The organism is Rhodococcus sp. NPDC004095 (genome assembly GCF_053604015.1).
In genome coordinates, this window is record NZ_JBSGGS010000007.1 from 251,739 (window position 1) to 270,883 (window position 19,145).

Annotated in this window: 17 protein-coding genes; 9 read left to right on the forward strand and 8 right to left on the reverse strand. The window is 68.5% G+C overall.

The window, feature by feature from the left end; genetic code table 11:
- Nucleotides 1-12: 12 nt before the first annotated feature.
- Nucleotides 13-984: a Zn-ribbon domain-containing OB-fold protein gene (locus ACWEPG_RS16030; RefSeq protein WP_452594783.1), complete on the reverse strand. Its 972-nt coding sequence runs from the start codon at nucleotides 982-984 to the stop codon at nucleotides 13-15.
- 85 nt (nucleotides 985-1,069) lie between these two features.
- Here ACWEPG_RS16030 and ACWEPG_RS16035 point away from each other — a divergent pair, with 85 nt between their 5' ends.
- The gene (locus tag ACWEPG_RS16035) at nucleotides 1,070-2,110 is read left to right on the forward strand and encodes an LLM class F420-dependent oxidoreductase (RefSeq protein WP_450117233.1); all 1,041 of its coding nucleotides are present in this window, start codon (nucleotides 1,070-1,072) and stop codon (nucleotides 2,108-2,110) included.
- Nucleotides 2,111-2,273: 163 nt separating this feature from the next.
- Nucleotides 2,274-3,239: a hypothetical protein gene (locus ACWEPG_RS16040; protein WP_450117234.1), complete on the forward strand. Its 966-nt coding sequence runs from the start codon at nucleotides 2,274-2,276 to the stop codon at nucleotides 3,237-3,239.
- A gap of 126 nt (nucleotides 3,240-3,365) precedes the next feature.
- On the opposite strand, the gene ACWEPG_RS16045 is transcribed toward ACWEPG_RS16040, so the two are convergent.
- A complete protein-coding gene (locus ACWEPG_RS16045) occupies nucleotides 3,366-3,818 on the reverse strand; it encodes a PPOX class F420-dependent oxidoreductase (RefSeq protein ID WP_450117235.1) in 453 nt (150 codons plus the stop codon).
- Between the two features lie 114 nt (nucleotides 3,819-3,932).
- Nucleotides 3,933-4,757, reverse strand: coding sequence for a crotonase/enoyl-CoA hydratase family protein (locus ACWEPG_RS16050; protein WP_450133126.1), 825 nt, complete (start codon nucleotides 4,755-4,757; stop codon nucleotides 3,933-3,935).
- A 79-nt stretch (nucleotides 4,758-4,836) separates the two neighbouring features.
- Here ACWEPG_RS16050 and ACWEPG_RS16055 point away from each other — a divergent pair, with 79 nt between their 5' ends.
- The 3 genes from ACWEPG_RS16055 (at nucleotide 4,837) to ACWEPG_RS16065 (ending at nucleotide 9,141) form a co-directional block, all read left to right on the forward strand.
- A complete protein-coding gene (locus ACWEPG_RS16055; protein ID WP_450116560.1) occupies nucleotides 4,837-6,489 on the forward strand; it encodes an acyl-CoA synthetase in 1,653 nt (550 codons plus the stop codon).
- A complete protein-coding gene (locus ACWEPG_RS16060) occupies nucleotides 6,489-7,604 on the forward strand; it encodes an NAD(P)H-dependent flavin oxidoreductase (protein ID WP_450116561.1) in 1,116 nt (371 codons plus the stop codon). Before ACWEPG_RS16055 ends, ACWEPG_RS16060 begins: the two co-directional genes overlap by 1 nt.
- 106 nt (nucleotides 7,605-7,710) lie before the next feature.
- Nucleotides 7,711-9,141: an NAD(P)-binding protein gene (locus ACWEPG_RS16065; RefSeq protein WP_450116562.1), complete on the forward strand. Its 1,431-nt coding sequence runs from the start codon at nucleotides 7,711-7,713 to the stop codon at nucleotides 9,139-9,141.
- A 122-nt stretch (nucleotides 9,142-9,263) separates the two neighbouring features.
- Here the strand turns inward: ACWEPG_RS16065 and ACWEPG_RS16070 are convergent, their stop codons facing one another.
- The 5 genes from ACWEPG_RS16070 to ACWEPG_RS16090 form a co-directional block, all read right to left on the reverse strand.
- The gene (locus tag ACWEPG_RS16070; RefSeq protein WP_450116563.1) at nucleotides 9,264-10,886 is read right to left on the reverse strand and encodes a long-chain-fatty-acid--CoA ligase; all 1,623 of its coding nucleotides are present in this window, start codon (nucleotides 10,884-10,886) and stop codon (nucleotides 9,264-9,266) included.
- A 65-nt stretch (nucleotides 10,887-10,951) separates the two neighbouring features.
- The gene (locus ACWEPG_RS16075) at nucleotides 10,952-12,241 is read right to left on the reverse strand and encodes a lipase family protein (protein ID WP_450116564.1); all 1,290 of its coding nucleotides are present in this window, start codon (nucleotides 12,239-12,241) and stop codon (nucleotides 10,952-10,954) included.
- A gap of 16 nt (nucleotides 12,242-12,257) precedes the next feature.
- Nucleotides 12,258-12,989, reverse strand: a complete 732-nt coding sequence (locus ACWEPG_RS16080; protein ID WP_450116565.1) for an esterase/lipase family protein — start codon at nucleotides 12,987-12,989, stop codon at nucleotides 12,258-12,260.
- Between the two features lie 143 nt (nucleotides 12,990-13,132).
- A complete protein-coding gene (locus ACWEPG_RS16085) occupies nucleotides 13,133-14,245 on the reverse strand; it encodes an acyl-CoA dehydrogenase family protein (protein ID WP_450116566.1) in 1,113 nt (370 codons plus the stop codon).
- Between the two features lie 39 nt (nucleotides 14,246-14,284).
- Nucleotides 14,285-15,460: an acyl-CoA dehydrogenase family protein gene (locus ACWEPG_RS16090; protein ID WP_450116567.1), complete on the reverse strand. Its 1,176-nt coding sequence runs from the start codon at nucleotides 15,458-15,460 to the stop codon at nucleotides 14,285-14,287.
- Between the two features lie 225 nt (nucleotides 15,461-15,685).
- Between ACWEPG_RS16090 and ACWEPG_RS16095 the strand changes: the two genes are divergently transcribed.
- From ACWEPG_RS16095 to ACWEPG_RS16110, 4 genes are all read left to right on the forward strand, one after another.
- Nucleotides 15,686-15,880 carry a ferredoxin gene (locus ACWEPG_RS16095; RefSeq protein WP_450116568.1) on the forward strand — a complete coding sequence of 65 codons (195 nt, stop codon included), beginning with the start codon at nucleotides 15,686-15,688 and terminating at the stop codon, nucleotides 15,878-15,880.
- Nucleotides 15,881-16,000: 120 nt separating this feature from the next.
- A complete protein-coding gene (locus ACWEPG_RS16100; protein WP_450116600.1) occupies nucleotides 16,001-16,906 on the forward strand; it encodes a 3-oxoacyl-ACP reductase in 906 nt (301 codons plus the stop codon).
- Between the two features lie 615 nt (nucleotides 16,907-17,521).
- Nucleotides 17,522-18,286, forward strand: a complete 765-nt coding sequence (locus tag ACWEPG_RS16105; protein ID WP_450116569.1) for an MlaE family ABC transporter permease — start codon at nucleotides 17,522-17,524, stop codon at nucleotides 18,284-18,286.
- Nucleotides 18,287-18,290: 4 nt separating this feature from the next.
- A complete protein-coding gene (locus ACWEPG_RS16110) occupies nucleotides 18,291-19,142 on the forward strand; it encodes an MlaE family ABC transporter permease (protein WP_450116570.1) in 852 nt (283 codons plus the stop codon).
- Nucleotides 19,143-19,145: the final 3 nt, after the last annotated feature.

Genomic DNA, 19,145 nt, shown 5'->3' on the forward strand with positions numbered 1-19,145 from the left:
TCTTACCGGCTCCTAGAGATGGTGCTTGTAGGTGTCGTAGTCCGCGTCCGGCTCACCGCTCGGGCGGAAATGGGAGATGTTGCGGAGTGAGTACACCCACTCGTCCTTCGGCCGCCAGACGGCCTCGACGCGCATGCCCATCCGGACCTCGGCGGCGTCGACATCGAGGATCAAGTGCAGGAACGGGATGTCGGCGCCGTCGAGCAGCACGTAGGCGGCCACGTACGGAGGCTTGATCTGCTGGCCCATGAACGGGACGTTGACGATGCAGAACGTGGTGATGGTGCCCTTGTCGGAGACCTCGACCTGCTCCTTGGTGGGGACACCGTCGGTCGGGTTGGCGCCGCGCGGTGGGACGTACACCTTGCCGTTCGCGTCGGTGCGGCCGCCGATGACCTTGCCCTCCATCAGGCCACGCAGGTAGTACGACTCCTCGAACGACGCGGTGTGCGTGTAGTGCAGGTCGATCGGGGTGACGATGTCGGTGACCGGGTCGCCGCCGGCGGGAGCCGGCGTGGACTCGCTCTCGCCGGGTTCGAAGCACGCGATGTCGCGGATGTGCCCGGTTCGCTCGTCGGCCCAGCGGACCCGCACCCGCATTCCGGTACTCATCGCGTCCGCCGATCCGGCGTCGACGGCGTGCAGGATCGACGTGTCCGCGCCGTCCAGCTTGACCAGTGCCCACGCGAACGGGTGGCCCAGCGGCTGGCCCTCGATCGGATCGGGCATCCAGGTCCAGCTGACGACCGTGCCTGTGTCCGAGACGTCGACGAAGTCGGTCATCGGCTCGAGGGTGGCCGGGTCGAACTCGGGTGGCGGCACGTGGACGCGACCGTCGGAACCGCGGGCGCCGACGACCTTCCGGTCCCGGAGACCGGTCACGAACGCACCGATGGTCGGTCCCACCGATCGGGTGTAGTCGAATTTGAGATTAAGCGGTGCTCTCAGCGGCTGGTCGGCCGGTTGGGTCTTTTCAGGGGTCACGGATTCGAGTAGAACAGGTTCTTATTACTGTGGCAAGAGTCACTGAAGAAGTGCGGCGGATATGGGAAAACACGGAGGCACGCAAATGAAGCTGGGGTTGCAACTCGGATACTGGGGTGCGCAGCCGCCCGCGAACGCGCAGGAACTCGTTACAGAAGCCGACCGCTGTGGTTTCGATGCCGTGTTCTCCGCGGAATCGTGGGGCAACGACGCGTTCACGCCGCTCGCGTGGTGGGGTTCGAGCACCGAGCGGGTCCGCCTCGGCACCTCCGTCGCACAGCTTTCCGGCCGGACGCCGACCAATGCCGCGATGCACGCGCTGACCCTCGACCACCTGTCGGGTGGTCGCGCGATCCTCGGCCTCGGCGTGTCCGGACCGCAGGTCGTCGAGGGCTGGTACGGGCAGCCGTTCCCGAAGCCGTTGGCGCGCACCCGTGAGTACGTCTCCGTCATCCGAAAGGTGTTGGCGCGCGAGGCAGCGGTGACCAACGACGGGCCGCACTACCCGCTGCCGTACCGCGGCGAGGACGGGATGGGTCTGGGCAAGCCGCTCAAGCCGATCACCCACCCGCTGCGCGCCGACCTGCCCATCTGGCTCGGTGCCGAGGGGCCGAAGAACGTGGCGCTCACCGCGGAGATCGCGGACGGCTGGCTGGCGATCTACTACACGCCGCGGCTCGCGCCGATGTACAACGAGTGGCTCGACGAGGGCTTCGCGCGACCGGGTGCCCGCCGCAGCCGCGAGGACTTCGAGATCGCCGCGACGTGCCAGGTCGTCGTCACCGAGGACCGCGCCGCCGAGATCGCCCGGCTCAAGCCGATCACCGCGCTGTACGTCGGCGGCATGGGCGCCGCGGAACTGAACTTCCACGCCCAGGTGTACACCCGGATGGGGTACGGCGAGGAGGTCAAGGAGATCCAGAAGCTGTTCCTGTCCGGCCGCAAGGAGGAAGCGGTCGCGATGGTGCCGGACGACATGGTCACCGACACGATGATCATCGGAAACCTCGACGAGGTCCGTCAGCAGGTGAAGGTGTGGGAGGACGCCGGCGTCACCATGCTCCTGGTCACCTGCCGTGACGTCGAGCAGATGCACCAGCTCGTCGAGGTCGTCACGCCGGCCTGACCGTCGCCCATAGCCCCCGCATGAACGGAAGCGTTCAGTCGAGTAGATCGACTGAATGTTCCGTTCATGCTGGGCCGGTGAGGTTGTCCACAGGCACGGAGACTTGTTCACAAGTGCACGGTGGGGAGCGCGGGACGCTGTCGGTCCGGTCAAGATCGACGGTATGAGACGTGGGGGATGGGCCGGCGAACGGCAGTTGCTCGGCGAGGTCGCCGACAGTGGGATCATCCGGGTGTCGACGCTCGTGTCGTTCGGGGTGTCGTCGTCGACGATCACGTCCAGGTGTGGGCCGGACGGTTCGTGGCGCAGGATTCTCCCTGGTGTCATCCAGTTGACCAACGGCCACCCGACTCACCGGCAGCGGTTGGTCGCCGGTCTGGCCTACTGCGGTGATGGTGCAGTCCTGACCGGCCGAACCGCATTGCGCGAGTATGGTTTCGGGACCGAGGCCGGAGACGTTCATGTCTTGCTCCCCGACCGGCGGAGAGTGCAGTCGACCGCCTTCGTCCGGGTCGAGCGGACAACCCGACTGCCGCAGCCGGTGATCCGGGGGGGACTGCCGTGCGCGCCGTTGCCGCGGGCGCTACTCGACGCCGCGCGGCGTTGCACGACGCTGAACTCGACGCGGGCGCTGATCGCGGCGGTGGTCCAGCGCAAAGCCGTCACTGCGGTGGAGTTGGCCGTGGAACTCGCCGAGGGAAGCATCCGCGGGTCCGCGTTCGCCCGGGTCGTCCTCGAGGAGATGAACGCGAACGTGCACTCGGTTCCCGAGGCGCTCGCGCGGCAGATCTGGCAGTCGACGGGCCTGCCGGAGATGGTCTTCAACCGCACGATCCGGTCCGAGGACGGAACTTTCCTTGCACAACCGGACGGATGGATCGACTGTGTGGGGCTTGCGTGGGAGATCGACTCGATCGACTGGCACACCGCACCCGAGTCGTACGCGGCCACGACGGCGCGGCGGACACGAATGCAGAATGCCGGGATCGTGGTCCTGTCGACGCTTCCACGGACTGTTCGGGACGATCCGGAAACCGTGCGCGATGCGTTGCGCGCGCATCACGCGTTGGCAGCGAGTCGGCCACGCCCACCGGTGGTCCTCGATTCGGTGGCTCCTGGTCGACCGTGATTTGGGCGCGGTCGACCAGGTCTCAGGTGTTCACAGGGGAATTCCGCCGCCGTGTCATCGCATGAACGGAACGTTCAGCCGATCTGATCGACTGAACGCTTCCGTTCATGCCATCAGGGGAGTGCGTCAGGAGGAGGGGGTCGGGAGTTCGGCCATGCCGTACACGCGGCGGGTGTGGATGCGCAGCACCCGACGGCGTTCGGCGACCATCGCGCGGCGGAACTCCTCCCAGTCCGGGTGTTCGGTGCCCGTGGCCCGGCGGTAGACGTCGACGAGTTCGTCCGTGGCGGCGTCGTGCGGGTCGGTGGCGACGGCGGTCAGCTCGGCGTCGCCCTCGACCACCGCGTACGACCAGAAGTCGCCCGCGCTCACATGTAGCGAGACGCGTGGGTCGCGGGCGGCGTTGCGGGTCTTGGCCCGGTCGGCGGTGACCGAGACCCGCGCCGTGCGAGTCTCCGGATCCCAGGCGTAGACGACGTTGGACAGCTGCGGCCTGCCGTCGCGCTTGATCGTCGTCAGCACACCCCGGGTGTGGGCGGCAACGAGGTCGAGCAGTCGGGAATCGGCGTCGGTGCTCATGTCGGCCACAACCCGGGTGCCGCCGGGATTGTTCCGCGATGTCAACCGATCCGACGGTCACGGCCCGCCGTCGCGAGTGCGACGGCGGGCCGTGTCGGTACCCGGTGGTGCGGGCTACTTGCCCTGGAACTTCGGGGCACGCTTCTCGACGAACGAGCGCGGGCCCTCCTTGGCGTCGTCGCTCGCGAACACACCTGCGCCGATCTCGGCCTCGAGCTTGAAGGCATCCTCCTCGTGCATGCCCTCGGTGACCCGGATGGTCTTGAGGATCGCCTGCACCGCGACCGGTCCGTTGGCTGCGATCCGGTCGGCGATCTCGAGCGCCTTGGTCAGCGCCTCGCCGTCCGGGACGAGGTACCCGATCAGGCCGAGGTCCTTCGCCTCGGCGGCCGGGACGGTGCGGCCGGTGAGCAGGATGTCGGCGGCGACGGTGTACGGAATCTGCCGGACCAGGCGCACCGCGGACCCGCCGAGCGGGAACAGGCCCAGCTTGGCCTCGGACACTCCGAACCGGGCGCTCTCGCCGGCGACCCGGATGTCGGTGCCCTGCAGGATCTCGGTGCCGCCGGCGATGGCCGCACCCTCGACCGCGGCGATCAGCGGCTTGGTCAGGCGCCGACCCTTGAGCAGGGCGGGGAGCTTGGTCAGGTCCCAGCCGCCGCCGGCGAACTTGTCGCCGGGGGCGTTCTTGTTCATGTCCTTGAGGTCCATGCCCGCGCAGAACGTGCCGCCGGCTCCGGTCAGGATCGCGACGCGGATCTCGGGATCGTTGTCGACCTGGTCCCAGGCCTGCGTCATGATCGCCATCATCTCCTGGGAGAGCGCGTTGCGCGCCTCGGGACGGTTCATCGTGACGATCAGGACGTGACCACGCTTCTCCACGAGGCAGGGTGCGGACTTGTCCGAAACGTCGGAAATTTCGGCTGTGGTGGAGGACACTTGTAGCTCCCGAATGCGTGTGAGTTGGGTCTCAAATTGACTCTTGCATGAAACGGTAACACGTTCTACTTTGTTGGGCGTGGCCCTTCATATCGCAGACTTTGTCGAGCACTCCATCGACCTGAACCCCGAGCGTGTGGCGCTGCTGGACAGCGACCGCGAGATCACCTACGCGCAGTTGGAGGAGCGGACCAACCGTCTGGCTCACTACCTGCAGGATCACGGCGTGAAGCCGGGCGACAAGGTGGGTATCTACAGCCGCAACACCATCGAGGCCATCGAGGCCATGGTTGCCGTGTTCAAGGCCCGCGCGGTGATGGTCAACGTGAACTACCGCTACGTCGAGAACGAGTTGCAGTACATCTTCGAGAACTCCGACATGGCCGCGCTCGTCGTCGAGCGCAGGTACGTGGACAAGGTCGCGAACGTGCTGCCGAACACGCCACTGGTCAAGTCCGTGCTCGTGGTCGAGGACGGCACCGACCTGGACTACTCGTCCTTCGGCGGCGTCGAGTACGAGCAGGCCCTGTCCGAGGGGTCGCCCGAGCGCGACTTCGGTGAGCGCAGCCCCGACGACATCTTCATGCTGTACACCGGCGGCACCACCGGCATGCCGAAGGGCGTCATGTGGCGTCACGAGGACTGGTGGCGGGTGCTCGGCGGCGGAGTCAACTTCGTCACCGGCGAACGCGTCGAGGACGAGTGGGAGCTGGCCAAGGTCGGTGCCGCGAGCCCGGCGATGGTGCGCTTCCCGATCCCGCCGATGATCCACGGCGGCTCGCAGTCCGCTGTGTTCCACAGTCTGTTCGGCGGCGGCACCCTGGTGATGCACCCCGAGTTCGACGGGCACGAGGTGTGGCAGGTCATCGACCGCCACAAGGTCAACCTCATCTTCATCACCGGTGACGCGATGGCCCGGCCGATGCTGGACGCGCTGAAGGCGGGCAACCCGGAGACCGGCGAGCCGTACGACCTCTCCAGCCTGTACGTGATGGCCTCCAGCGCGGCGCTGTTCTCGCCTGCGCTCAAGGACGAGTTCCTCGACCTGCTGCCCAACCGCTACATCACCGACTCCATCGGCTCCTCCGAGACCGGCTTCGGCGGTCTGAGCACTGTGACCAAGGGTGCCACCCACACCGGCGGCCCGCGGGTGAAGATCGACGCCGCGACCGTCGTCCTCGACGATGAGGGCAACGAGATCCAGCCCGGCTCGGGCAAGGTCGGCCTGCTCGCCCGGCACGGCCACATCCCGCTCGGCTACTACAAGGACGAGGCCAAGACCGCCGCGACCTTCAAGGTGTACAACGGCGTCCGGTACTCGATCCCCGGCGACTACGCCACCGTCGAGGAGGACGGCTCGGTCACGATGCTCGGCCGCGGCTCCGTCTCGATCAACAGTGGCGGCGAGAAGATCTACCCGGAGGAGGTCGAGGGCGCGATCAAGACGCATCCCGACGTCTTCGACTGCCTCGTCGTCGGTGTCCCGGACGAGCGTTTCGGCAACCGGGTCGCCGCGGTCGTGGCCACGCGTGACGGCGCCCGCCCGAGCCTGAACGACATCGTGGCCGCGGCCCGCAAGGAGATCGCCGGCTACAAGGTGCCGCGCAGCCTGTGGTTCGTCGACGAGATCAAGCGCTCGCCGGCAGGCAAGCCGGACTACAAGTGGGCCACCGCGCAGACCGAGTCCCGCGACGCGGACGATCACTACACGAACGGCAACGGAAACTCCTGATGCACAACGATCTTGCCGAGAAGTTCGGCATCAAGTACCCGATCTTCGCGTTCACCCCGTCCGAGCACGTGGCGGCGGCGGTGTCGCGGGCCGGCGGCCTCGGCGTGCTCGGCTGCGTCCGGTTCAACGATCCGGAGGAGCTCGAGGCCACCCTGAACTGGATGGACGAGAACACCGACGGCAAGCCGTACGGCGTCGACGTCGTGATGCCGGCCAAGGTGCCCACCGAGGGCACCGCCGTGGACCTGGACAAGCTGATCCCGGCCGAGCACCGCGCGTTCGTCAACCGCACCCTCGAGGAGCTGGGGGTGCCGCCCCTGTCCGACGACGTCGAGCACGCCACCGGGGTCCTCGGCTGGCTGCACTCGGTGGCCCGCGCGCAGCTCGACGTGGCGTTCAAGCACCGCCCCGCGTTGATCGCGAATGCGCTCGGTTCCCCGCCGAAGGACATCATCGACGAGGCGCACGAGCACGGGGTGCCGGTCGCCGCGCTGGCCGGCGCGGTCGGTCACGCCCGCAGCCACGTCGAGAACGGTGTCGACATCGTCATCGCGCAGGGCTACGAGGCCGGTGGGCACACGGGCGAGATCGCCTCGATGGTGCTGGTTCCCGAAATCGTCGACGCGGTGGGCGATTCCGCCACCGTCCTCGCGGCAGGCGGCATCGGCAGCGGCCGTCAGGTCGCCGCGGCGATGGCGCTCGGTGCACAGGGCGTGTGGATGGGCTCGTACTGGCTCACCGCCGCCGAGTACCGGCTCGGCAGCGCGGCGGACGGCACGTCCGCCACGCAGCGGGCGCTGCTGGCGGCGACGTCGAGCGACACCGTCCGGTCGCGGATCTACTCCGGCAAGCCGGCCCGGCTGCTCAAGACCAAGTGGACCGACGCCTGGTCGGCACCGGGTGCGCCCGACGCGCTGCCGATGCCGCTGCAGAACATCCTGGTCGCGGAGGCGCACCAGCGCATCGCCGCCGCCGAGAACCCGGACGTCGTCGCGATGCCCGCCGGTCAGATCGTCGGCCGGATGAACGAGATCCGCCCGGTCGCGGACACGATGGCCGATCTGGTCGCCGAGTTCGAGGCCACCGTCGCACGGCTGGACAAGCTGGGCGGCTGAACACCCGTAGGGCCACACACCGAGGGCCGGGCACGAGTATTCGTGCCCGGCCCTCGTCGTGGACACATCCGGGCGCGGCTGGGATGGTGGTTGGGGAGGCGAGCACATGGCGACGCACACTCTCGACACCGACTACCTCGTCATCGGAGCAGGCGCGGCGGGCATGGCGTTCACGGATGCGCTCACGGCGGACAGTTCCGCCCACGTCATCGTGGTGGACCGGCGGCACGCGCCGGGCGGGCACTGGCTCGACGCCTACCCGTTCGTGCGACTGCACCAGCCGTCTTCCTTCTACGGTGTGAACTCACTGCCGCTCGGTGGCGACGCCATCGACGTCACCGGCCTGAACGCGGGCATGTACGAGCGGGCGACCGGCCCCGAGATCTGCGGCTACTACGACCGGGTGATGCACTCGCACCTGGTGCCGTCCGGCGCGGTCCGCTACCACCCGCTGTGCGAGTACGACGGCGACCACGGATTCGTCTCGCGCGCGACGGGGGATCGGTACGAGGTCACCGTCCGCGCAGCGGTGGTCGACGCCAGGTACCTGTCGCCGTCCGTACCGGCAACGACTCCGCCGCCCTTCGACGTCGCACCCGGTGTTCGCTGCATCCCGGTGGGCGAGCTCGTGTCGGTGCAGGCACCACCCGGCCGGTACGTGATCGTCGGCGCGGGAAAGACCGCGATCGACGCGTGCGTGTGGCTGCTCGGAGTCGGCGTCGCGCCGGAGCTGATCCGGTGGGTCAAGCCACGCGAATCCTGGTTCGTGAACCGGTATTTCGTGCAGAACGGCGATCTGGTCGGGCGCATCGTCGACGGAGGGGCACGGCAGATGCAGGCCGCGGCGAACGCGACGTCGCTGGGGGAGTTGTTCACCGGGCTCGAGGAGCATGGGTTCCTCCTGCGCGTCGACCGGACGGTGACGCCGACGATGCTCAAGATGGCGACGACCAGCACCGCCGAGGTCGACGAGCTTCGCCGGATCGAGGAGGTCGTTCGGCTCGGTCACGTGCGCCGCGTCGACTCGCACGCCATCGAACTCGACGAGGGCACCGTCCCCGCCGATCCCGACGACCTGTACGTGCACTGCGCTGCCGCGGGCCTGAATCGGGCTCCGGCCCTACCGATCTTCGAGCCGGGCCGGATAACGTTGCAGCCGGTCCGTCCCGGACTGATCCCGTTCAATGCGGCGCTCGTCGGCTACGTCGAGGCGTCGGGTCGAGAGGTCGCGGAGAAGAACCGCCTCTGCCCGACGAACCGACTGCCCGACGTCCCGCTCGACTGGGTGCGAGGCAAGCTCACCGAGATGGCGGCCGAGCGGTCCTGGTCGAAGGAGCCGGATGTCGTGGACTGGCTGGAACGGTCCCGCCTCAACCATCAACGCGGCGTGCGAGGGCGCCGCGACGAACCCGAGATTCGGGATGCCCTGGCGCGCTACACCGACTGCGTGCGACCGGGGGTGGCGAGGCTGATGGAGCTGCTGTCCGGCGCGGTCGGCGACGGTGACGACACGGAACGTCCGCTCACAGCTCCGTGAGGTGCCCAGCGTCCCGGGCGGCCTGCCGGACCTCTTCGTCTGGCTTGGAAATTCCGTTCGTGGCGGTGACCGGGTTCCTCGAGACGTCGGGCATCACCCACAGCGACGACCCTCGGTCCCGATCAGCGGTCGAGTTCGGCGTCCAGTGCGGCCGCGAGGTCGGGGGTGACGGGGACGAAGGTGGTCGTGCCGGCTGCCCGGAACCAGGTGGGGTCGGACGAGTTCCAACGCTGTGCACTCAGGGACCGGCCCAGCACCTTGTACGTCGCGGTCTTCGGCAGGTCGTCGGTGACCCGCACGAAGCTCGGCAGCTGCTTCGGTCCGAGATCGCCTTGCTTGGCGAGGAATTCGGCGAACTCGTCGATGTCGAACCCGTCCGAGGCGACGACGGCCACCGCCACCCGGTCACCGACCTGCGGGTCGGGCACCGCGTACGCCGCGACCTCGACCACCCGCGGGTGCCGGGCGAGGATGTTCTCGATCGGTGCGGTGCCGAGGTTCTCGCCGTCCACCCGCATCCAGCCGGAGCTGCGGCCGGCGAAGTACACGTAGCCGTCGCCGTCGACGTACGCGAGGTCACCACTCCAGTACTGGCCGTCGCGGACCCGCTCGGCCTCGGCTTCGGGATTCTTGTAGTACCCGGCGAAGCTGCCGGTGCCGGTGGTGTTGACCAGCTCACCGGTGGCCTTGTCGGCGTTGGTGATGTGCCCTGCCGAATCGAATTCGGCTACCGGGCAGGGGGTTCCGGTTTCCGGATCGAGCACGGCGATACCCTCCGGCAGTGGGCCGAGGGCGCCGGGCGGGGTGCCGGGCAGCCGGGAGATCAGGACGCCGCCCTCGGTCGACCCGAACCCGTCGACGACCCGGACGTCGAACCGGCGGCCGAACTCGGCGATCGCCGACGGCGAGCCCTCGTTGCCATACACGATCTTCAGTGGATTGTCGGCGTCGTCGGACCGTTCGGGGGTGGCCAGCACATAGGCGAGCGGCTTGCCGACGTAGTGCGCGAACGTGGCTCCGAACCGGCGCACGTCGGGGAGGAATCCTGACGCCGAGAACTTGCGCCGCAGTGCGAAGTTCCCGCCCGCGGCGAGGGCGATCGCCCAGCACGCCATGACGGCGCCGGAGTGGAACAGCGGCATCGACGCATAGGTGGTGTCGGCGGAGGTCAGGCCGAAGCGCTGCGAGAGCATCACGCCCGGTCCGGCAACCATCTTGTGCGTCACGCGGACGGCCTTCGGGTTACCGCTCGTGCCGGAGGTGAAGATCAGCATGAACAGGTCGTCCAGTCCCGGCGTCACGTCCGGCACCGGGCTGCCGCGGTGTGCGGCGAGCAGGGCGTCCCACTCGGGGGTGTCCACGAGGAGCAGCCGGACATCCCCGAGGTCGAGGCCGTCGAGCAGCCGGGCCTTCTCGGAGTCCGTCACCACGACCTGACAGTCCGACCGGGCGATGTCCCCGGCCAGCGCGGCGCCGCGACGGGTCGGGTTCAGCCCGGCCAGCACGGTGCCACCGATCGCGGTGGCCCCGAGCAGGAGCGGAAACTCGGGGACGTTGTCCAGCAGCACCCCCACGTGCGGGGGTGCCGCGGGATCCAACAGCGATGCCAGGGCCGCGGCCGTGTCGACGCACTCGCCGACGTGCTTCGACCAGGGAATCACTGTGTCCTCGAACAGGATTCCGTTCTCCTGGTCGTCCCGGAGGCGCTGCAGCAGATCGGACACCGTGGGCGCGGGGTTGCTCATGTCCGCAGTGTAGGCAGCGGGAGGGCGGGCGACCAGGTGCCTGTCGCAGCCAGTGGGATCGCAACTCACGTGCTGCAGGTGCTCCCGGTCGGCCCGCCGGCGAACTGCTGGTCGAGCCACTGCAGGCCCTGCGCGGCGGAGGGGAGGAGCCCGACGGCGTGGCCGGTGGCGGTCTTCGGGAACAGCGGCGGCAGGTCGTAGCGCTGGTAGTCCACGTCAGCGCCTCCGGCGCACCACTTGGCAACCATTGTGTCGACGCCCGACCTGAGAACCAGGTCGTCGCTCACGTTCGAGCTGACGAAAACCGGAATCGTGGGTGTGATGTTGCCGAGTTCCTGTTGCTTCACGATCGAGGCCCAGGGCTCCTCCGACAGGTGCTCGGCGATGGGCCGGTCGTCACGGGTGTACCGGTTCGTGGGAAGGAACGGATTCAACATCGGGAAGTCGAACACGCACGAGCTCGCGGCACGGGCGAGGACGGCGCGGCCTTCGTCATCGAACACGGCCAGCATCGCGTCGGCGTGCTCGGGATGGGCGGCGGCGAAGCCGTTGACCACCCAGCCGATTCCGCCCGACAGCGTCGACCCGTCCCCGGCGACCGCGAGATCGGCCAGCGACGCCGGTGGGGCGCCGGCGACCGCGCCGACCACAGGGAGTTCCGGCGCGTAGCCGTCCTTCAGCTCCGCGGCGGCGGCGGAACTCATGCCGCCCTGGGAGTACCCCCAGAACCCGAAGCGGGTGCCCTCGTCGATGCCGTGGTCGGTCAACTGCTGTGCGGCACGGGCCAGATCGAGCATGGCACGGCCCTGCGATTCCCTGTTGAGGTACGTGTGCACGCCGGGCGTGCCGAGACCCTCGTAGTCGGTGACCGCCACGGCATAGCCACGAGTGAGCAGCGGGACGATGTGGAGGTACTCGTACTCCTGTCCGAAGGTCATCAGTTTCGACGGAGCGCACTGATCGCCTTGGCCCTGGGTGCCGGGGCCGAGCACGACCGTCGGCCGCGGGCCGTCACCGGACCAGGGGGCGGTCGGAACCAGCACGGTCCCGACGACGGCGACGGGTGTCCCCGCCGCCCCCACGCTGCGGTACATCACGCGGGTGACGGTCGCGTCGATCACGGCCGGCGTACCGGGAACGACGGCCGCCACGGACGGTTCGACGCGCAGGACGTCTCCCGGCTCGCCTGCCGGCAGTGGGTTCGGCGGGTCATAGAGGTCGGTGTGGGTTCCGGGGTCTTCACGGGGTGCGGCGGCGGCCGGAGGTCCGAACGTCAGGGCGGCCGCGGCGACGGCAGCCACCGCCGCGGTGATCCTGCGGCCGTTCACCGTTCGTCCGCGCGGGTGTCGAGGCATTCGACTGCTCCTGTCCTCATCGCCCGAGCGCGGCTTCGAGGGCCGCAGGATCGTCGGGTAGTGCGAAGTGCGAGATGCAGTGGTCCAGAACGATCAGCGTGACGCCCTCCACGGCGACGGGCGGCGCCAGCTCGTCGCAGTGCGTGGCGATGTCCGTGTAGTGCACGCCCGGGGTCGGGACGCCGATGCGATGGAGGTCCCGGAGCAGATCGGAACCGCGGATCAGCTCGCGGCAGCCGGCGCAGAGCGGGTCGACGACGGGCTTCTCCAGCCCGAGCACGAGGTCGTACGTGCCGAGCGCGCGACTCGCATCCTCGGCGGCGGCCAGCCCGCCCATCTCGGTACCGTTCCAGAGCGGCCCGAGAGTGGTGAGTGACCGGATCGCGGCCGCCCCGTACTTCTGCAGATAGCGCTGCACCACAAGAGAACCCGCGCCGTGGGCGATCACGTCGTACGGTCCGTCTCCGGTGCGGGTGACGGTCCGGGCCAGGTCGTCGGCGCCCGCGTCGGCTCCGCGCAACCCCGCGACGGGCAGCGGCACGTCCGTGTCCTCCGGTGCGCCCCACGTCACGGGAACCGCGCACCTGCCGTGATCACGGAGCCGATCCGCGGCGGTGTGCCAGGACGCGGCGTCCCGGCCGATGTCGTGAACGAGCAGCACGCATGGCGCGGCGCCCGCCGGGGTGGCTGCCGCCGGGACGCCGGACATCGCCGCCCCGAGTGTCACCGTCGCCAACAGTGCATGCATTGCACGGATCGACCCGATCACGGCACTCCTCCCGACGCCTCCATACCGAACCGAATGGTATGGGCGCGCGGTCGAATCGACCGGCGAATCGACGAGAACGCCCGCGCTGCTCCGAGCGGCGCGGGCGTTCTCGTCGATGTGGCTCAGGCCGGAACGTCCGCCAGGGCCTGTCCCAGTCGACGGAGCTGCTCGGTCGCGGAGCCGAGCGCGAACTCGTTGTGCTTGGCGGCCAGGAAGTAACGGTGCACCGGGTGATCCCGGTCGAGGCCGACTCCGCCGTGCACGTGGATCACCGTGTGCGAGACGCGGTGACCGGCGTCCGCGGCCCAGAACTTCGCGGTCCGGATCTCCGCCTCGGCCGGCAGGTTCTCGCTGAGCCTCCACGCCGCCTGCCACAGCGTCGATCGCACGCCCTTGACGTCGATGAACGCATCGGCGAGGCGCTGCGCGACGGCCTGGAAGCTGCCGATCGGCCGGTCGAACTGCACCCGCTCGCGGGCGTACTCGGCGACCAGTTCGAGCGCGCGCTCGAGGGTGCCGAGCTGCTGGGCGGCCAGCCCGACCGCGGCGCGGTCGAGGATCCAGCCCACGACCTCGGAGCCGCGCTCGACGCCGCCGAGCACCTGGCTGGTGACGACACCGGACAGGTCGACGATCGACTCGGCGCTGTAGTCGGTGGTGGACTGCCGGTCGATCTGCACGCCCGCCGCGGACGGGTCGACGACGAACACCGCGACCCCCTCGGGGGTTGTGGCGGGCACGAGGATCGCGTCCGCGAACGCGGCCGCGGGGACGGTGATCTTGGTGCCGGTGATCGCCCAGCCGTCGCCACTGCGATCGGCACGGGTGACCGGCTGTGCCGGGTCGTAGTTCAGTTCCTCGGCGAGCGCGACGGTCAGCAACGCGGTGCCCTCGCCGGCCCGCCGGGCCAGATCCCGCTGGCCCTCGTCGCCGAACTCGGCGAGCGCGGAGGCGGCGAGCACGATCGAGCTGAGGTAGGGCACGGGGGAGAGGGGGCGACCGATCTCACGCAGCACTGTGCACTGCTCGAGGATGCCGAATCCGCCGCCGCCCACCGACTCCGGAAGGGCCGCCGCGAGCACGCCGGCGTCGGCGAGGGCCTGCCAGAGCTTGTCGTCGAAGCGGTCCTCGGCGGCGTCAAGCTCGCGCAGGCGGTCGTTGGTGGTGAGCTTCTCGGCGATGCTCCGGGTGAGTTTTTCGAGGTCGTGCTGGGCCTCGGTAGGTGTGAAGTCCACGATGATTCCTTCGGGTGCTGTCGTGGGGATGGGGGCGGGTCAGCGCTTGGCCGGTGGCTGTCCCAGCGCGGTCATGGCGAGGATGTCGCGCTGCACCTCGTTGGTGCCGCCGCCGAAGGTGAGGATCAGCGAGGAGCGGTGCATTCGCTCGACCCGGCCCCGCAGGACCGAGCCCTTCGAGTCCTGGCGCAGGTACGCCAGCGGCCCGAGGACCTCCATCAGCATCCGGTACGCCTCGGTGGCGAACTCGGTGCCGAAGACCTTGCACGCGGACGCATCGCCCTTGCTCGGGGCATCCACGGAGGACACCTCCCAGTTCAGGAGCTTGAGGTACTCGACCTTGGCGTGCACCCGGGCGAGGTTGATCTGCACCCACTCCTGGTCGATGACGCGACGGCCGTCGGCCAGCTTGGTGTTCTGCGCCCACTCGATGGTGTCGCGCAGCGCGCCCTGGATCGGGGCGGCCGAGACCAGCGCGACCCGCTCGTGGTTGAGCTGGTTGGTCATCAGACCCCAGCCGCCGTTCTCCTCGCCGACCAGTGCGGACGAGGGGACCCGGACGTCCTGGTAGTAGGTGGCGCTGGTGTCCGGGCCCGCCATCGTGTGCACCGGGGTGTAGGAGAAGCCCTCGGCGGTGGTCGGGACGATCAGCATGCTGATGCCCTTGTGCTTCTTGGCGTTCGGGTCGGTCCGGACGGCGAGCCACACGTAGTCGGCGTAGGCGATCAGCGAGGTCCACATCTTCTGGCCGTTGATGATGTAGTCGTCGCCGTCCTTGACCGCCGTGGTGCGCAGGCTGGCGAGGTCGGTACCCGCGCCGGGCTCGGAGTAGCCGATCGAGAAGTGCAGCTCGCCCGACGAGATCTTGGGCAGGAAGAACTTTTTCTGCTCCTCGGAGCCGTAGTGCATGATCGTCGGCGCGACGGAGTTGATCGTGAGGAACGGCACCGGGGCGCCGGCGATGGATGCCTCGTCGGTGAAGATCAGCTGGTCGATCGGCGACCGCTCCTGTCCGCCGTACTCCTTCGGCCATCCCAGGGTGAGCCACCCGTCGCGGCCCATCTCGCGGACGACGTCCCGGTAGACGGTGCCGGAGCCGTACTCGCCGGTCTGGGCGGCCAGTGCTTCGCGGCGTTCGGGAGTGATCAGCTTCGCGAAGTACGCACGCAGCTCCTCCCGCAGCTTCTGCTGCTCCGCGGTGTAGGTGATGTGCATCTATCCCTCTCCGGTCTGACACAGGTTCTAGTGGTTGATATCCGAGGCCGGCGCGTTCTGATGACGCGGTCGGCGCCGGCGGGTCTTTTGGCCCGTCACGGCGGGTTTTCCGCATCATTGCACAGGAGTGGAACGGGTTCTAGTCTAATGGTGGATATGACCGGGGACACAGCCCGCGGTTCACGGTTGCAGGCATTCGAATCCCATCAGAGAAGAGGTTCATCAATGGAGGTCAAGGTTGATTTCGACCGGTGTGAGGCCAACGGGGTGTGCGTCGGTATCGCGCCCGACGTCTTCGATCTGGACGACGACGAGAACCTGATCGTCACGCAGCCCGTCGGCGACGATCCGGAGACTGTCGCGCTGATGGAGGAAGCGGTCTCCCAGTGCCCGCGAGCGGCTCTCAAGCTCGAGCTCTGATCATCGAACCTTGCCGCAAACGAGAACACGTTCTAAGGTGACTGCCGTCACGTATGGGGCGGGTGCTCGAGGACGGCCTCGCCGCCGGTTCCGCATCGATTCACGAAGGCAGTGGTGAGATTGGCTAGTCGCGAGGTAGCTCTGGACGGCAAGGTTGCGATCGTCACCGGTGGGGCCTCGGGTCTCGGCAAGGCCGAGGCCCTCGGCCTCGTCCGGGCCGGCGCGAATGTCGTCGTGAACGACCTCGCCGCCGGCGAGCAGGCGGACGCGCTGCTCGACGAGATCCAGGCCCTCGGGGGCAAGGGGGTGTTCGTCCCCGGCGACATCGGCGAGCGCGCCACCGCAGACGCCCTGATGGCGGCCGCCCAGGAACTGGGTGGCGTCGACATCGTCGTCAACAACGCGGGCATCGTCCGCGACAAGATGCTGTTCTCCATGTCCGACGAGGAATGGGACCTGGTGCTCAAGGTCCACCTGCGCGGACACTTCCTGCTGTGCCGCAACGCGGCGGTGCACTGGCGCGCCGCGTCCAAGGCCGCAGGCGCCCCGGTCTACGGCCGGCTCATCAACACCTCGTCCGAGGCGGGGTTGCTCGGCCCGGCCGGGCAGCCCAACTACGGGGCGGCGAAGGCCGGAATCACCGCGCTGACGCTGTCCGCTGCACGCGGACTCGAGCGGTACGGCGTCCGCGCCAACGCCATCTGCCCCCGCGCCCGGACCGCGATGACCGAGAACGTCTTCGGTGACGCCCCGGAAGGTGATGTCGACCCGCTCTCGCCCGAGCACGTCGTCAACCTCGTCTCCTACCTGGCCTCGCCTGCCGCCGAGGCGATCAACGGCCAGGTGTTCATCGTGTACGGCCCGATGGTCGCCCTGATGGCCGCTCCCGTCGTGGAGCAGAAGTTCGATGCGCCGGGTGCCGAGTGGAGCCCGGAGGGCCTGGCCGAGTCGCTCGGAGACTACTTCGACGGCCGTGACCCGGGCCGGATGTTTGCTGCGACCGAGGCCGTCAAGTCGCTCGGCTGACGTATCGCGTCGCGCCGGACCACTGGTACGGCCATTTCGTTCGCGGTTAAAAGTACTCTGAGGGTTTCCGCATTGTGCGGTGTGACCGGCGCTGATATGTCGCAATTGACGCAGTCTCGACCCCGGTGTGCGCACGTGTCCGACGGACGCATGCGCGGCCGGGGTCGAGGGAGCTGCTGTCCGGCGGCGTGAGCTCAGAGTTTGCGGCGGGTGGGGCGGTGCCGTCAGGCGCTCGCCCGCCGTTGTTGTTCTGGGTCGGCGTGTCGGACGCCGGCCGTCCCACCCGGTGAAAGGTGAAGGCAGGCAACGTGAGTCGTTCGAGGATGCGTCGGAGAGTGGCCAATGCGGCCGCCGTGCTCGGTCTCGTGAATGTCGACGACCGACCCTTCGCGGGTGTGGAGGATTCGATGAACACGCATTCGTCCGCGAACCGGTCCCGCCTGGCTGGATCTGCTCTGACCAGCGGTAATGGTCTGGGCGGAGGGCAACTTTGACACGTGAACGTGTTCTATTTAGTATGACCTGGATCACAGACTCCGGGGGGAATCTACACGTCTCTCCGAACCTCGCGTGCGCGAACCGCGGCACGCGTCCGACTTCTGACGAGGAGGAGCGATGAACGACCTCCTTGCCGTGCCGTTGCGGGCCGTCGGCGGCTTCTTCCAGATGTCCGCGCAGGTGTTTCGCGCCATGGTCCAGCGCCCGTTCCAAGGGCGCGAGTTCGTCGACCAGGCCTGGTTCGTCGCGCGGGTATCGATGGTGCCGACCGTGCTCGTCGCAATTCCCTTCACCGTTCTGGTGAGCTTCACCCTCAACATCCTGCTGCGCGAGATCGGCGCCGCCGACCTGTCGGGCGCCGGCGCTGCCCTGGGCGCGGTCACGCAGGTCGGGCCGATGGTGACGGTGCTGATCGTCGCGGGCGCAGGCGCGACCGCGATCTGCGCGGACCTCGCGGCGAGAACGATCCGCGAGGAGATCGACGCGATGCGGGTACTCGGCATCGACCCGATCCAGCGGCTGGTGGTGCCGCGCGTGCTCGCGTCGACCGTGATCGCGCTCCTGCTCAACGGACTGGTCAGCACCATCGGCATCGTCGGCGGCTTCGCGTTCTCGGTGCTGCTGCAGGACGTCAATCCCGGCGCCTTCGTCAACGGCATCACGCTGCTCACCGGTTTCGGGGAGCTGATGATCTCGCAGCTCAAGGCCGGACTTTTCGGCATGATCGCCGGCCTGGTGGCGTGCTACCTCGGCCTCAACGTGAAGGGTGGTGCCAAGAGCGTGGGTGACGCCGTGAACCAGACCGTCGTCTTCGCCTTCATGGCCCTGTTCGTCGTCAACGTCCTGGTGACCGCCGTCGGCATCAAGATGACGGCGGGGTGAGGGCATGGCATTCGCACTGACCGGAAAGTTCCGGGGCACGAGGCGGCGCATCCACAAGCTGGGTCTTGGCGTCGACAGCATCGGTGAGCAGGCGCTGTTCTTCTGGCGGGCGCTGGTGTGGGCGCCGCGCGCGCTCATCCACTACCGCAAGGAGACGATCCGGCTGATCGCCGAGATCAGCATGGGCACCGGCGCGCTCGCCGTCATCGGCGGCACCGTCGTCATCGTCGCATTCCTGACACTGTTCTCCGGTGCCGTGATCGCCGTGCAGGGCTACAGCTCGCTCGGCAACATCGGTGTCGAGGCGCTGACGGGCTTCTTCGCCGCGTTCATCAACGTCCGCATCGCCGCACCGGTGATCGCAGGCATCGGCCTGGCCGCCACCATCGGCGCCGGTTCCACTGCCCAGCTGGGTGCGATGCGGGTGTCCGAGGAGATCGACGCGCTCGAGGTGATGGCGATCCCGTCCATCCCGTACCTCGTCAGCACCCGGGTCATGGCCGGGATGATCGCGATCATCCCGCTGTACTCGCTGGCCGTCGTCGCGTCGTTCATGGCCAGCCGCTTTGCCACCGTCGTGATGAACGGGCAGTCGCCCGGCGTCTACGACCATTACTTCTCGACGTTCCTGATGCCGACGGACATTCTGTGGTCGTTCGCGCAGGCCATCGTCATGGGAGTCGCGGTCATGCTGATCCACACCTACTACGGCTACAACGCCGGTGGTGGCCCGGTCGGCGTCGGTGTGGCCGTCGGTAACGCGGTGCGTACTTCGCTGATCGCGGTCGTGACCGTGACCCTGCTCATCTCGCTCGCCGTCTACGGCGGGTCCGGCAACTTCAACCTCTCGGGATAGCGC

Bases quoted from the DNA above. Each gene is read 5' to 3' on its own strand.
- ACWEPG_RS16065 (WP_450116562.1), top strand. From the start codon at position 7,711: ATGGCGACGCACACTCTCGACACCGACTACCTCGTCATCGGAGCAGGC.
- ACWEPG_RS16095 (WP_450116568.1), top strand. From the start codon at position 15,686: ATGGAGGTCAAGGTTGATTTCGACCGGTGTGAGGCCAACGGGGTGTGC.
- ACWEPG_RS16035 (WP_450117233.1), top strand. From the start codon at position 1,070: ATGAAGCTGGGGTTGCAACTCGGATACTGGGGTGCGCAGCCGCCCGCG.
- ACWEPG_RS16070 (WP_450116563.1), bottom strand. From the start codon at position 10,886: ATGAGCAACCCCGCGCCCACGGTGTCCGATCTGCTGCAGCGCCTCCGG.
- ACWEPG_RS16040 (WP_450117234.1), top strand. From the start codon at position 2,274: ATGAGACGTGGGGGATGGGCCGGCGAACGGCAGTTGCTCGGCGAGGTC.
- ACWEPG_RS16045 (WP_450117235.1), bottom strand. From the start codon at position 3,818: ATGAGCACCGACGCCGATTCCCGACTGCTCGACCTCGTTGCCGCCCAC.
- ACWEPG_RS16105 (WP_450116569.1), top strand. From the start codon at position 17,522: ATGAACGACCTCCTTGCCGTGCCGTTGCGGGCCGTCGGCGGCTTCTTC.
- ACWEPG_RS16060 (WP_450116561.1), top strand. From the start codon at position 6,489: ATGCACAACGATCTTGCCGAGAAGTTCGGCATCAAGTACCCGATCTTC.
- ACWEPG_RS16090 (WP_450116567.1), bottom strand. From the start codon at position 15,460: ATGCACATCACCTACACCGCGGAGCAGCAGAAGCTGCGGGAGGAGCTG.
- ACWEPG_RS16110 (WP_450116570.1), top strand. From the start codon at position 18,291: ATGGCATTCGCACTGACCGGAAAGTTCCGGGGCACGAGGCGGCGCATC.
- ACWEPG_RS16075 (WP_450116564.1), bottom strand. From the start codon at position 12,241: ATGCCTCGACACCCGCGCGGACGAACGGTGAACGGCCGCAGGATCACC.
- ACWEPG_RS16080 (WP_450116565.1), bottom strand. From the start codon at position 12,989: ATGCATGCACTGTTGGCGACGGTGACACTCGGGGCGGCGATGTCCGGC.